This window comes from Aquimarina sp. KJ22-3 (assembly GCF_055808215.1).
Genome location: NZ_CM147859.1, coordinates 4,631,327 through 4,645,922 on the forward strand (window position 1 = coordinate 4,631,327; position 14,596 = coordinate 4,645,922).

The 14,596-nt window shown below is 34.5% G+C and carries 15 protein-coding genes and 1 pseudogene; 13 read left to right on the forward strand and 3 right to left on the reverse strand.

Going from position 1 to position 14,596, the window contains the following annotated elements:
- Positions 1–65: 65 nt before the first annotated feature.
- The 3 genes from AC0L3Q_RS21195 to AC0L3Q_RS21205 form a co-directional block, all read right to left on the reverse strand.
- Positions 66–215, reverse strand: coding sequence for a hypothetical protein (locus AC0L3Q_RS21195; RefSeq protein ID WP_473282690.1), 150 nt, complete (start codon positions 213–215; stop codon positions 66–68).
- A 116-nt stretch (positions 216–331) separates the two neighbouring features.
- A complete protein-coding gene (locus AC0L3Q_RS21200; protein ID WP_473282692.1) occupies positions 332–1,768 on the reverse strand; it encodes a S41 family peptidase in 1,437 nt (478 codons plus the stop codon).
- A gap of 94 nt (positions 1,769–1,862) precedes the next feature.
- Positions 1,863–2,957 carry a helix-turn-helix domain-containing protein gene (locus tag AC0L3Q_RS21205; protein ID WP_473282694.1) on the reverse strand — a complete coding sequence of 365 codons (1,095 nt, stop codon included), beginning with the start codon at positions 2,955–2,957 and terminating at the stop codon, positions 1,863–1,865.
- 260 nt (positions 2,958–3,217) lie between these two features.
- On the opposite strand from AC0L3Q_RS21205, the gene AC0L3Q_RS21210 reads away from it, so the two are divergent.
- From AC0L3Q_RS21210 to AC0L3Q_RS21270, 13 genes and pseudogenes are all read left to right on the forward strand, one after another.
- Positions 3,218–3,751, forward strand: coding sequence for a TetR/AcrR family transcriptional regulator (locus tag AC0L3Q_RS21210; protein ID WP_473282696.1), 534 nt, complete (start codon positions 3,218–3,220; stop codon positions 3,749–3,751).
- Between the two features lie 53 nt (positions 3,752–3,804).
- Positions 3,805–4,214 (forward strand): annotated as a pseudogene (locus tag AC0L3Q_RS21215) (DUF1348 family protein).
- Between the two features lie 33 nt (positions 4,215–4,247).
- Positions 4,248–5,246, forward strand: coding sequence for an alpha/beta fold hydrolase (locus tag AC0L3Q_RS21220; RefSeq protein ID WP_473282698.1), 999 nt, complete (start codon positions 4,248–4,250; stop codon positions 5,244–5,246).
- A gap of 8 nt (positions 5,247–5,254) precedes the next feature.
- Positions 5,255–5,674, forward strand: coding sequence for an OsmC family protein (locus AC0L3Q_RS21225; RefSeq protein ID WP_473282699.1), 420 nt, complete (start codon positions 5,255–5,257; stop codon positions 5,672–5,674).
- Between the two features lie 40 nt (positions 5,675–5,714).
- A complete protein-coding gene (locus AC0L3Q_RS21230; protein WP_473282701.1) occupies positions 5,715–6,995 on the forward strand; it encodes an acetyl-CoA C-acetyltransferase in 1,281 nt (426 codons plus the stop codon).
- Positions 6,996–7,048: 53 nt separating this feature from the next.
- Positions 7,049–7,633, forward strand: coding sequence for a pyridoxamine 5'-phosphate oxidase family protein (locus AC0L3Q_RS21235; protein WP_473282703.1), 585 nt, complete (start codon positions 7,049–7,051; stop codon positions 7,631–7,633).
- A 790-nt stretch (positions 7,634–8,423) separates the two neighbouring features.
- Positions 8,424–8,828, forward strand: a complete 405-nt coding sequence (locus tag AC0L3Q_RS21240; RefSeq protein WP_473282705.1) for a YceI family protein — start codon at positions 8,424–8,426, stop codon at positions 8,826–8,828.
- The gene (locus tag AC0L3Q_RS21245) at positions 8,818–9,714 is read left to right on the forward strand and encodes a DUF5777 family beta-barrel protein (RefSeq protein WP_473282707.1); all 897 of its coding nucleotides are present in this window, start codon (positions 8,818–8,820) and stop codon (positions 9,712–9,714) included. Before AC0L3Q_RS21240 ends, AC0L3Q_RS21245 begins: the two co-directional genes overlap by 11 nt.
- Positions 9,715–10,063: 349 nt before the next feature.
- Positions 10,064–10,462: a hypothetical protein gene (locus tag AC0L3Q_RS21250; protein WP_473282709.1), complete on the forward strand. Its 399-nt coding sequence runs from the start codon at positions 10,064–10,066 to the stop codon at positions 10,460–10,462.
- Positions 10,463–10,924: 462 nt separating this feature from the next.
- Positions 10,925–11,611, forward strand: a complete 687-nt coding sequence (locus tag AC0L3Q_RS21255) for a hypothetical protein (protein WP_473282711.1) — start codon at positions 10,925–10,927, stop codon at positions 11,609–11,611.
- Positions 11,612–12,025: 414 nt separating this feature from the next.
- Positions 12,026–13,051 (forward strand): YWFCY domain-containing protein, encoded by a 1,026-nt coding sequence (locus AC0L3Q_RS21260; protein ID WP_473282713.1) that lies wholly within the window; start codon positions 12,026–12,028, stop codon positions 13,049–13,051.
- A gap of 26 nt (positions 13,052–13,077) precedes the next feature.
- Positions 13,078–13,992: a type IV secretory system conjugative DNA transfer family protein gene (locus tag AC0L3Q_RS21265; protein WP_473282715.1), complete on the forward strand. Its 915-nt coding sequence runs from the start codon at positions 13,078–13,080 to the stop codon at positions 13,990–13,992.
- A 39-nt stretch (positions 13,993–14,031) separates the two neighbouring features.
- Positions 14,032–14,565, forward strand: coding sequence for a M23 family metallopeptidase (locus tag AC0L3Q_RS21270; RefSeq protein WP_473282717.1), 534 nt, complete (start codon positions 14,032–14,034; stop codon positions 14,563–14,565).
- Positions 14,566–14,596: the final 31 nt, after the last annotated feature.

The following is a 14,596-nucleotide window of genomic DNA, read 5'->3' on the forward strand; positions in this document are numbered from 1 at the left end:
AAGCCAGCTTCGATGAAGCTGGCTTTTATATTTGTAAAGAATTATTCAATAATAAACTACCCCTATTATTCTTTAAAAGGATCCTCTGGTTCATCCCGATCATCTGGATCGCTAGAACCGCACCCTGCTCTAATACAACCTCTGCCGTGGATGATTTGTAATTGCTCTCTTTCTAATCTCTTCGTTCCCTCTAAATTTAAAACTTTGCGTAACATAAGCTTCATTTTTTATTAAATAGTACATCCCTGAGCCTTTATAGACACTCAGGAAATATGTCTTATTGTATGATAATACACTTATGAGTTCATCAAACCATCGTTATGTTACCTGTTCACATATTTAGTAATTCCAAAGCCCTTTCGATTCCGCTATCTTTTTCTTCCTGAAAATCTATAGTTGAAAAGAATGGCACTTGATTTTCCTGATTTTCGGGTCCTATTCCAACAACTTCAAACACTTCGCCTTGTGCATCACTATATATTTCATTAGACAACCCTACTTCTGCACCATTGGGTAATATATGAGTGAGAATTGTAGAAAAAGCACCATTCGTATTTTCTCCTACAATGGTGACATACGATAAATCTTTCATACATAGTGTAAAAAGCTCAGCCGCACTAATGGTAAAAGGACTTGTGAGTAATACAATATCGTCGGTAAATTGAAAATTGCCTTTAGGGCCCACTGAAAAGGGCATATTTTCTGTAAAACCATCCCCTAGTCTGGCTTTTTTGAAATATGATACCCGTTCCTGATCTACAAATCGAGATACTATATCCAGCGCTACCGTGTCAAACCCTCCATCATTAAAACGCATATCAATAACCAATTTAGAAATCCCCGATTCCTCAAGGTCGCTCATCATTTGGTCTAACACAGTATTTAAAGCTGTTAATTCATTGTCAAAACTTGTTCCATATCCTTCCATCGATCCGACAATGATGTATCCAACATCATCACCAATCATCCCCCATACCATTCTCTGATTATCATCTATTTCAAAATTGCCTCCTAAATATTCTCCAATTATAGTATTCACTTTTCGATCCACAAGATTTGAATAATCGGCTTCACTCTCTATGAGCAGTTCTCCACTTAAGTTCGCATTTAGTCTTTCTAATAGTTTTGGATCTCCAGAATTAATCTCTACATCATTTTCTTCATCAAAAATGCTTACATGACCATCTTCTAATACATATGCAAGCTCTTCTATCACATCATAAAAATTTTCTTCTGTAACTTGATCTCGTAAACCTTCATATTGAGACCAATCGATATTCCTAGCCTCAAAAAAGGCGTAGTAATCATTAAAAATATTCCAGAAATGATCAAAATTAACCGTTGGATCTTCGGTTTCAGAAATCATATCTGGAAGGCAGTTTGGATTCGGATTTTGCACCCTGGTAAATATGATTTCAGAATCTGATAGCTCTGAAGTCCCAATTATTTCATTTTCATTCACTTGATCCAAGGTAAATCCGAAAAAATTTTCTGGTACAAAATTGGCATCCTGTATAGCGCATCCAGCCGAATTAAAATTGTAAAACACATCTGTGCCGTTCGTAAATTCGAATACCCAACCTTTCTCGGCTACTTCCCAAAATCCATCATCTATTGAATCTCCGGATGAAACGGTATCATCATCAGATTGACAGGATACGATAAAAAATAGCAGAAAGACCAAACTTCCTGTTATCACCCTGGATAAGTTGATGTTTTTAAGCAAAATGAAAAAAAAACGAATTGATTTTTGGAATGACTTTATCATTATATATCTTTTTGATTAACTCGAATAAAAGTATGTGTATCAAAAAAATAAATATGTGATTTTGATGCTCAAGAAGTACTAAAACGTAAGTGTTTTACGAATTAGGACCTTTTTGAAGTTTTCTGAAAGCGCCTGGAGACATCCCCAAACTCTTTTTAAAGACGCTATAGAATGTACTCTTGGATTTAAAGCCTACCTCCATCCCAATGGCATCAAGAGAATATTTATTGAATACTGGATTATGTAACAGATCTTTTGCAGCTTCAATTCTATATTCGTTTACAAATTGGATGACACTTTTATTGGTTTCTTGATTGATAATTTGGGATACGTATCCTTCACTTGTTTCTAATCTTGTGGCTAAGTCCAGCCTACTCAAAAGAGGGTTTTTGTATAACTCTTCCTCTTCCATTAATACATATAGCTGGTTGGTAATTTTAGAAACAGTGTCTTCGCTTATTTTCTTTTTGATCTGAGTACCGTTTGTCGTTTTTGCAACCAAATATTGGTGTATTTCTTCTTTTTGAACAACAATCTGCAGTCTAAATACTCCGTAATACAATATCCACCATGATAAGATAGAAAGCACTATCCACATCAAATTTGTGGCGTATTCTGAGTTGAATATATAAAATTCTATACTTGACAAAAGCCAACACATAATAATACTTATTATGAAAAGGTTCAATCGTAATAACCAACGTTTTTTATCTTCCGAAATGGCAGCGTCTTTTATTAGTTTTCTCCCCCAAAAAATCAAAAATACATTGTACAGAAATGAAGTGTTATCCATAATAAAGAACACCAAATCATAATACTCTGAATCGTAGAAGTCAAAAACAGTGTTTACATAAAGAATGGTCTCTATAATGAAAGCAGCTATAAAAGGAAGATAAAGCCATTTATACCAACTTTTTTGAAGATATTCATGTTGCATTTGAATTAGAAAATAAGTAAATAGAGTAACTCCACATAGATACTCCCATACTGGATTATCTAAAACTTCTAAAACCGTATCTACTACATCAAACCACCCTAATAAGGTCAAACTGGTGAGTAAGAATAATGATAGTGAAAGATAGTTGTTGGCACGATTTCTATAAAAAGAAGTGGTGACCAAAGAGATACTTATAAAATATCCTACAATTCCACTAGCCATAATCGCAACGTCTAAAACAGTTTTATTCAATCTTCATAGTAATTAATGATTCTCAAACTATATAACGGATGCAAAGTAAACTATGTTACAACTTTGTCATGGCTATTTACAAAAGTAGATACCAAAAAACCTATTAGAAGTCAATTCAAGCAAATGCTTTTGACTAGAATAAAGTAATTTTAATGCAGAGGTGTGAAATAGAAAAATCAGGTTTTTTACCAAACGTTTGGTAATTTTAATATATTTTGTATATTTGTCTCATGAGACCGCAAAAAGTTTTGGACATTGATATGATCACTAAGTTAACGGAAGTTTTCCGTGAACGAGGTTATGAAGGAACAAGCCTGGCTGAGATTGCCAAGGCTACAGGTCTTAAAAAAGCAAGCTTGTACCATAGATTTCCTAATGGTAAACAAGAAATGGCCGAAGCTGTGTTAACTCATGTTGATGAATGGGTAGAAACACATATTTTTAAAGTTCTTTTGGACGAAAGTCGAACACCAGAAGAACGTTTGGTAGCTGGATTGGATAGCATAAGAAATTTTTATAATAATGGTGAGCAGGTTTGCGTTTTTCGTGCGTTATCGATGAAATCAGGCCTAGAACTTTTTCAGACACAAATTGAAAATGGGATGAAAAGATGGATTGAAGTTTTTGAAATTGTTGGTAAGACATTTCAAATTTCTCCGTCTAAAGCTAAAGAAGAAGCCATTCAAACCTTAGTAGAAATTCAGGGAAGTCTTATACTGGTAAAAGGACTATCCGATTTAAAAATATTTGAAAACACCCTACAAAAAATTAGAAACAGATACATAACAGTATAAAATTTTTTAATCAAATTATTTACCGTTCGTTCGGTAAAAAATAAATCATAATTATGGAACAGAAACATCCTTTACCTCCTTTTAACGAAGAGACCGCAAAACAAAAAATTCAGATGGCCGAAGATGCCTGGAATAGTCAAGACCCTATAAAAGTATCCAAAGCATATACTTTGGACACAGAGTGGCGTAATCGAAATCAATTTATTAATGGTAGAGAAGAAGTACAAGCTTTTCTAGCTGATAAGTGGAAGAACGAGTTAGACTATAAATTAAAAAAAGAATTATGGGCATTTAAAGATAATAGAATAGCCGTAAGATTCGAATATGAGTATCGAAATAAGGATAACCAATGGTTTAGAGCTTATGGTAACGAAAACTGGGAATTCGATGAAAATGGACTTATGAAAAAAGATATGCCAGCATCAACGATCTAGCTATCAACGCATCGGATCGAAAATTATAACTAAAAACTATAAACCATTAAAAAATAGAAAACATGAAAAACTTAATGCTAACTGTTCTAGCACTACTAGTCATAGTCGCCTGTAATCAACCTGCTAACCAAAGCGACATCAATAAAGAAAATGCAACTGAAATAAGTACAGAACATCAAACTAATGGTGATAAAAAGGAAACAAATCCCACTATCGCGTATAAAAAAATGAATATTGATGGTGTAAACGTAGCCTATCGTGAAGCCGGTAATCCAAATAATCCAACCATTGTTTTACTACATGGGTTTCCTGCTTCTTCTCATCAATATCGCAAAGTATTAACACAGCTATCAGACGAATTTCATCTGGTTGCACCAGACTATCCAGGATTTGGAAACAGTGATTTTCCATCTAAAAAAGAATACACCTATACTTTTGATAATTTAGCCAAAACGATCAATACATTCCTAGAAAAAAAGGGACTAACGTCCTATGTACTTATGATCCAGGATTACGGAGCTCCCATAGGATTTAGAATAGCTACTGCTCATCCTGAACGAGTTGTAGGAATAATTAATCAAAATGGTAATGCATACGAAGAAGGATTAGGTGAGGCCTGGGCAGGTATAAGAGCACTTTGGGCAAACCGAAATGCAGAGACAGAAGCGGCTTGTTTACCAGCTTTTTCACTAGAAGGATTAGAATGGCAATATACGCATGGCACCCGTAATAAGGAAAATGTAAATCCGGACAATTGGAACTTAGATTATCTTAGACTTTCCAGACCCGGCGCTCACGAAGTAAACATTGATTTGTTTTATGACTATCGAAACAATCTAACGCTCTATCCAAAATGGCAAAAATACCTACGAGACAATCAACCACCTTTATTGATTGTATGGGGAAAAAATGACCTGTTCTTCCCGGAGAGTGGTGCAGTTGCCTTTAAAAAAGATGTCAAAAACATTGATTATAACATTTATAACACCGGACACTTTGCTCTAGAGGAGGATGGAAATGAAATTATTCAAAAGATGAGAACATTTGTAAGAAAATTATAAGCAAAATCATGAAAGAAGTCACAGCAAAAATAGGAAAAGATAAGTATCGAACTGTTTTTAACGATGGTACACATCAAATCATTGGAGACGAACCACTACCTTATGGTGCGGATCAAGGCCCAGACCCATATAGTTTTTTACTCATGGCATTGGGTGGTTGCGTAACGATGACCGTAAGGATGTATGCAGACCGAAAACAATGGGATTTGGATAGTATAGAAGTGAGTTTATCCCAGGAACGTATTCATTCAAAAGATTGTGCTGATTGTTCTTCAGAAGATGGTTTTGTGCATATTATCAAAAAGAATGTAAAATTATCTGGTAACTTGTCAGAAGAACAACGTTCAAGATTAATGGAAATCGTAGATAAATGTCCTGTTCATAAAACGCTTCAGAATGAAATAAAAATTGAAACTGTAGCGCTATAATTAATCAAACGTAAGATTTTACCACTTAAAACTTAAGATTATGAGAAATGAGACTAAAAAAGTAGCCATTATAGGAGGTAGTAGAATTCCTTTTGCCAAATCTTTTAGCACTTATAGTAGGGTAAGTAATAGTGAGTTGATGTCGGCTGCCCTAAATGGTTTGGTAGACAAATATCAACTACAGGAAAAACAGTTGGGTGATGTTGCATTAGGTACATTAATCCATTATCCAGGAGAATGGAATTGGGCCAAGGAGAATGTACTAAATACTTCTTTAGACCCACATACACCTGCTCATTTCATTTCTCGGGCTTGTGGCACTAGTCTTGACGCTGCAAATACCATCGCTATGAAAATTGCGCTTGGACAAATCGAGGCCGGTATCGCTGGAGGAAGTGATACCAACAGTGATACCCCTCTTACTTTGAGTCGTAATTTTGCTCATGACTTAATAGACATTAACAATAGTCGTTCTTTTGGAAAAAGATTAGGAAAGGTGTTAAAAACAAATTGGGGAAAAATGTTTAAACCTATTTACCCTAACGTAAATGAACCCAGAACTAATCTAAGTATGGGAGATCACACAGAGGTAACCGTGAAAAATTGGAATATCTCTAGGAAAGAACAGGATGAATTGGCTTTAGTAAGTCATCAGCATGCAGAGGCAGCATACCAGGCAGGTTTTTATGACGATCTTGTAATCAATTTTAAGGGTAATAATAAAGATACTATTATTCGTGGCAATACTTCTTTAGAAAAACTGTCTAAGTTATCTCCTGCATTTGACAAAACCTCTACTGGAACGCTTACTGCAGGGAATAGCTCGCCATTTACTGATGGGGCTTCTGCTATATTCTTAACTAGTGAAACTTATGCAAAAGCTAATGGTTATGAAATACAAGCTTATCTCACGGATATTCAAAATGCTGCTTTTGATTATGTATACGGAGAAGACTTACTAATGGCTCCTACCCTGGCTGTTGCCAAATTACTGAAAAGAAACAACTTAACTTTACAAGACTTTGATTTTTATGAAATCCATGAAGCTTTTGCAGGACAGGTTCTAGCAACTCTTAAAGCTTGGGAAAGCGAAGAATTTTCCAAAAATCGATTAGGAGCTACAAAGGCATTAGGATCGATCGATAGAAATAAGTTAAATATCAAAGGCGGGAGCTTAGCTATTGGACACCCCTTTGCTGCCACGGGTGCAAGAGTATTAGCAGGTGCTGCAAAGATTTTACAAGAAAATGGAGGCGGAAGATGTTTGGTATCTATTTGTACCGCAGGGGGAATGGGAACTGCTGCCATCATAGAAGCATAAGATAGAATTAACGCATTAAGAACTATATCCATTAAACCATAAAAACATTAAAAATGGCTGAAAAATTTATCAGTGATATCGCTTTTAGTGAATCCGTAAAAAAACAGCAAGAAAAAATGGGATCTAGAGCGATTTACCAAAAAATGGCTGAAAAACGTGATTGGAAAGAGAAACTCACAATGATTATGCCTTTTATAAGAGATAGAGACTCTTTCTATATGGCTTCGGTTAATGCAGATGGACAACCTTATATTCAACATCGCGGAGGGCCAAAAGGGTTTTTAAAAATAATTGATGAGCACCATTTAGGATTTGCTGATTATTCGGGTAATCGACAATACATTTCTGTAGGAAATTTTGACGATAATAATAAAGTACATCTGTTCTTAATGGATTATCCTAATCGAACTAGAATTAAAATATGGGGAGAAGCAACAGTAATTGATAAAAATGACCCGGAATTACAGTTTCTATATGACGAAAAATACGGTTCTCAAGTAGAACGGTTTATAAAGATTAAAGTAACCGCTTGGGATGCCAATTGCCCACAACATATTCAACAACGATATACTGTAGAAGAAATGAAACCGCATATTAATATTCTAAATCAAAAAATACAAGATTTAGAAAAAAAGTAGAAGATTGTTGTCCTAAAGAAAACCAACTCTAATTCAAATAGATACCCCAAAAAAAACAGGAATATCTTTTTACATGTTATAAGATTAAACCCTTCTTCGTAAAAACTGCATAAACCTCTTGTTTTAATGAGATAAATTGAAATTTCCATGAAAAACTTCAGAACTCATTTGCAACTTTCCTTGAATAATTAGAGAATAACTTGAACCTGCATTATTTAATTTATAAGGAATAAAAAACCATGAGTTTGGCCATTTGTTGATAGAGAAGTCATGTTTTAACTACAAAAACCGTAATTCTCTTACGGTCAATCTTTTATTTTAGTTGATTCTTTCTGTTGTCTACACAATGTCTACATCAAAATATAGTACTGTCTACGCATTGTTCTGGCAGAAAATCTATTGTTCACGTTATACACTGGTAATTGCGTCCATTCTTAAATTTAATTTATTTAAATTCGCCAAAATTGTGATAGGTATATTTGTTGCCAAAACCATGAATTTCTTGGTCCAACAAATAAAAGAACACAATATATATCCCCCTTTTCATATTAGTTAACCTCATAACAACCAAAATACTTAAAAGAGACTAGCGTTCTTTTTAAAAGTAAACTACTATTTCTAAAGAATGTATTTATACCTAAGAGATGAATAAACTACTATTTTTTTGTTATTTATTAATGGCATTGGTTAGCACTAGTGATGATACATCCAATAGATATATAACTCGGCAGGGGCAGGTCACTTTTTTTCCTACACTAATGTAGAAAACATTGAAGCCAAGAATAATCAGGTGCTGAGTGTCATCGATTTTGATAAAAACGAAATAGCCATTAGTATGTTGATGAATGCATTTGTCTTCAAAAAGGCATTAATGCGTGAACATTTTAACGAGAGCTACATCGAATCTGATTTATTTCCTAAAGCTACCTTTGAAGGAAGTATTGTGGATTTTGATCCTACCAATACTACTTTCCAAACCAAATTGATCAAAGGCAAACTCACCATCCGGGATATCACAAAAGATATAGAGATTAAAACTAATATTGAATATACCGATGGCAAGTATATCTTAGGCGGAGAATTCGATCTTACTGTTAAAGATTTCGATATTAAAATTCCTCCTTTATTAGCTCCAAATATTGCTAAAACAATCTCAGTTACATTTAGACTTGAATACCAGGCTTATGAAATCTAATATATATATCTTCTTTATAGTCTTACTATGTTTTGGAAATGGTATTCAAGCCCAAAGCCTATTAGATGAACTCAATGAATCTTATACAGATCCTCCACAGTTTGAATCTGCAGTATTTAAATCATCAAGAATTTCTATTGGTCATTCTACAAAAACGTTACAAAAAGGAGTGCTGGAAATCGGAGCAAGGAATCGATTTTGGAATGTAGCAGACGCAGATATACAAAGCTTTGTAGCTGATAAGATGAGTACTCGTTTATCTCTGGAATACGGTATAAACGATCGTTTTACCTTTGGTGTAGGAGCTACAACACTTGATGGTATATTTGATAGTTTTCTAAAATACAAACTAGTACGACAACAAAAAAAGGGATTCCCTTTTAGTGTTACACTACTTCAAAATGGTTCTTATCAAAGCGAAGCATCTTCAATAAACGATGTGCATCAAGGAGATGCTTTTGAGGATAGACTTGCATTTACAAGTCAACTATTGATATCCCGAAAGATAAGTTCCGATTTTTCGATTCAACTTTCGCCTACTTTCTTGCATCGAGCTTCTTCTAACTTTGAAGAAGATCCTAACAATCATTTTGCATTAGGTATAGGAGGCAGATATAAAGTTGGTGGCCATATATCCATAGTTTCAGAATATTACCATCTATTCAACCCATTAGAATCCAGAGATACTTACGATGCATTTGTTCTTGGAGTGAATTGGGAGCTTAGTGATGTTATGTTACAATTCCAGATGACGAATGCTCAAGGTGTAGAAGAACATAACTTTATCACTCAAACCCCTAATAATTTTAACTTTAACGATGGGAATTTTGTGTTTGGGTTTACAGCTATCTTCGTTTTACATACTCGTAATGGTTTAAAGAAATAATACATTGGTGCTCCGCTATTAACCCATAAGTTTGGCATGTAATACTTCTCTTTCATTCTAAAATATTGCTTCCAGAAATCGTCTTTACTAGTTTTTTGCGGTTTACATATTAGGGAGGAATCTTGTTGCTGCCCATTTATTACCTCATTCGTACCATCTATTACTTTCTACATTTATAGTGATGATACACTATGTACATTAGCTGTGTAATAAATAACGAGTCACATCTTATTATAATATTGTTTCAAACGAATAGAGCATATATTATCGAGCCGGCAAACCAATGAAAAGCTCATACAGTTAAAACAACTAGATAAGGAAGACTCAAAAAAACTAAAACTTAAAAGTCATGAAAAAACTACGAGAAATATTTAACGCCATTTTTAGAAGAAGACAAAACAGAAATAATGCTCCACAAAATCAACCTGATAATGTATCTCAAGCATCTACAAATCAAGATTCTGATCTTGAAAATACAGCCCCTACAAAACGGCAATTAGGACAGGGGAGATATGACGAAACGCCAGAATTTGATAATGCAGAGGTAAACAATCAAGACATGCCATACAACAAAAGAGAATTAGGACAAGGTAGATATGATGAAATGCCAGAATTTGATAATGCAGAAGTAAACAATCAAGACATGCCATACAACAAACGGGATTTAGGACAAGGTAGATATGATGGGGTACAAGAGGGACTAGAAACAGAGGGAAACAGAGAGTCTTTAACATTGACGATTTTATAAATCAACCCTCAACAAGAAGAGCTTCAACTGGATTACCTTCTGTTCTTGACGACGGTGGCTCAACCTTATCCAGAGCTTCAAAAACGAGTAAAAAATCGACGGGTTCACAACCAAAGAAAAAGACCAAGCCAAGTTTGTAGCCAGAAAATTTCTCAGTCTACACATAGATATCATTTTTAAAATCATCAACCATCACTATTATCCAGTGATGGTTTTTTGAATAAAATCATATACTACCCTGTAAAAACACTTCCTTTTTACAACTGTTTTTTTAATTCAAATAGTAATCTTTACAAAAAGTCAACCCTTCTTTGATCCCTAAAACAATATACTTCACCATTTATTACTCAAATCCTACCGCTTATTACTTAGTCGTATTTTATCACTAGCATAAAAATTAATTTTAATCATCATTAAAACACACAGAGTAAAAGAAATTGTATAACGCTAAAAATTAAAAGTATGGCAAGTGAAAGAGATCAGAATCAAGATCCTAAAAAAGGTAAGGGCAAATTCAATTTGAAAGAAAAGTTCAAAAAAATGTTGAAAAACGCTAAACCAAAAAGAAAGAAAAAGAGAAAAAACAACAGACCTGAATCTGTAAAAACCCAATTATCCGGACGCGCAGAGTCTGTGCAAGGATATGAAGTACCAGAACCTCCATTCAGAGAGATCGGCAATACTGATCCTGAAATAATTCGAGCCCCAAATCATGATCCAAATGGACCAATAGAAGGAACAGTTTGGGAAATTGGAAACAAGAAAATTTTTGTAGAAAAATTTGAACTAAATCCGAAAACCAAAAAAGATAGCGAAACCAATACAGAAAAATTAGATAATTTTCTTAATGAAGCTGCTAGTCTTGACCTCAACTTCTCAGAAGCTGGTCACAGTATCTTAAACGAATTAGAAAGACCAGCAGGAGAACGAATGGAAACCGAATCAAATAAAAGCGAGAAAATAAATCCCGAAGTTGAGAATTCTGATATGAATACCTTGGATAGAATACAACGTGAAAAAAGTGTTGATCTAAGTCAATTTTCAAAACCCTCAAACAAAACCCATTCACCCAAGACAAAAACAAATCGTACTAATGTATCCAAACCTTCGCAGAAAACCAAAAAAGGTTCTCCTCGCATATCCTTTTAAAAAATATTATAGATTACCACTTTTTAATAATAACTTATTAAAGTTTTTGTAGAATAAGCAAGCAAAAAGATAAGATCCTTCTTTCAACAAACCATCACATTTTCTTTGTGATGGTTTTGTCATAAAATACCTTTTTGGTTTAGCCAAAAACCTTCCCTTTCGCGCCTATTTTTTTCCCTTTCACACAAGTTGTTTTGAACCTAAGCCCTTGTATAACTTTACTTTGCGTCAGAAATAACAAACAACATAAATCCAATAGATATGAATCCAATCACAAAACTTTTTCCGATAAACTATAAGAAAATAAAACAACTTATAAAGCAATTAGCTATTGCTAGCAGCTATGCTATTCATAGATAATTAACACTCGAAAACAATCTTAAAAACAACCCACAACTCATAATAATTTTAGCCATGAAGGACAGTAAACTCTCTATAGATATGATCATTTTGGTAACGATGTTACTGTGCATAGTACTATTAGGAATTGATATTTATGCACATCATATAGATCAGCTTTATGGCTTGGGTATGACCCATACTTATATCAATAAAATGATCATCAAATTATATAGTGTTGCTCCTTTTTTAGAAAGCTCTATAGTAATAAGAAGTTTGGTTTTAGGGATATTTTCTTTTGCTTCCTTCGGCTTTCATGTCAAAAAGAAACCTGAAGCAGATACCAAAAACAGCCTATACTACTTAGCCTTGGCTGTAGGGACTTTAGTCTTTGTTATCGCCGGTGAATTACCAGTTCCTATGTTTCCGAACTTAGGATTAACTACAGTAGCCATGATAGCATTTATATGGGCCTTATTTAAGATCAGAAGACACTTTAATTACTTTGGGTCTAAAGATGAGTTTAACGATGAGAATCTCATTTTTAAACAGGAGCAAGGGGTAATGACCAACCCATATTCTGTAAACTTCAAAACGGATAAAGGGTTTATTAATGTAGTAAATCCCTTTAGAGCCACTATGGTTTTAGGGACACCTGGATCTGGTAAATCATATTCTGTAATCGAAGAGTATATCCGCCAACACATCCAGAAGCAGTTTACTATGTTGGTTTACGATTTTAAGTTTCCTTCACTGGCCAAAGAAACTTATGCATTCTATCAATTTTATAAAGAGGTATATCAAATAGAACCTACTTTTAATGTGATTTCTTTGGATGATATTCAAAAATCAAACTTTGTAAATCCATTAAGTCCAGACCTAATTCGTAAAGCTGCAGATGCTATTGAAGCCTCGCAGACCGTATTATACAATCTAAACAAAGAATGGATTACCAAAAAAGACTTTTTGCACAATCCGCAATATCATACTTTGCATCGTGCATATATTTCCTTAAGATTTACGAAGGTGGAAAGTATTGTACATTACCACACGCCATCACCTTGGCATCTTGCCCAGATGAAAAGGTATTTAAAATTTTAGGCTCTTATCCCGAACTAAAATTCTTTATGACACCGTTTGCTGATGCTTTGGAAAAAGAAGCGTATGAGCAATTATCGGGACAAACTGCTTCGGCAAGGATTCCTTTATCGCAATTGGCTACCAAAGAGTTGTTTTGGGTGATGGGTAATAACATCTATCCAGAACTGAATGTATCGCTAAGCATTAATGATCCTGAAAAACCTTCTTTACTGGTTTTGGCCAATTCGCCTGCCACACAAACGACTAACTCACCTGCATTAGGTTTGATTTCGACTCAAATATTGAAGGAGATTAATACACAAGGACGCCAACCGTGTTCTGTAATTATTGATGAGTTACCTACCATGTATTTTATGGGATTAGATAACCTCATCGCAACTGCTAGATCTAATAAAATATCGACCACTATCGGTATGCAAGATCTGGAGCAACTAAAACGAGATTACGGTAACGAAGTGGCCGCAACGATTTTTAATATCGTCGGTAACATTTTTAGCGGATCGGTACGTAGTGAGACCGCAACCAAGCTTCAGGAAATATTTGGTAAAAAGAAACAGAAACTAAAAAACATCTCGGTAGATACTAGCAGTACTTCGTACAGCATTAACGAAAACCTAGAATATGCCATCCCCGTCGCTACGATTTCACAACTATCACAAGGAGAATTTGTGGGGGTAGTCGCAGATAATTTTGGAGAAGAAATCAATCGAAAAATATTCAGAGGAAAAATAAAAGTAGATCAACGTAATGATCAAATAAAAGAACCTATTCCGCTCACCATTGGAGAAGATAACGATATAGCTAAACTATTGGATGGCAACTTCAATAGAATTGTAGCTGAAATTGATGTTCTAGTCGCCAACGAACTAGAGAAGCTAGAAGCAAATTACCACGAATACGAACAGGAGGAGCAAGATCAGCAAATGGATCCCTCAAACTGATTCATAAAACAATTCAACTCTTAAAAGCATCACACAATCATGAAAACAACATACATAAACATAAAAACGCTTATCTCTATTTTGTTGTTGGTTTGCTCTGCACTTACCTACGCACAAAAAGCTAAAAAAGAAAATGTACTTGATCCTCTCAAAAATTTTCCAATCCATTTTCCTTTAGCAAAAGAAGATTTTAAAAATATCTCCTCTCCATTTGGATTTAGAAGACACCCTATTCTACAAAAAAACAAATTACACGCAGGTATTGACCTTGTTGCTCCCAAAGGAGCCGCAGTACTTGCTTCTGCAAATGGGGTAGTACAAAAATCGATGTATCAAAAAGGTTATGGCAATCACATCGTGATCACCCATTACCCTACTCTAGAAACACTGTATGCACATTTATGGATAACCCTAGTCAAAGAAGGAGATCTGGTTACTCAAGGACAGCTTATCGGTTTTGTTGGAGATACCGGACTAGCCACAGGACCACATTTACATTACGAAATACATATAAACAATAAAAAACTGGATCCAATACTGGTATGGAAAAGTTTTTTAAGAACCAAAGCATAAAAACACATCACCTAATACATTAAAAGTTATG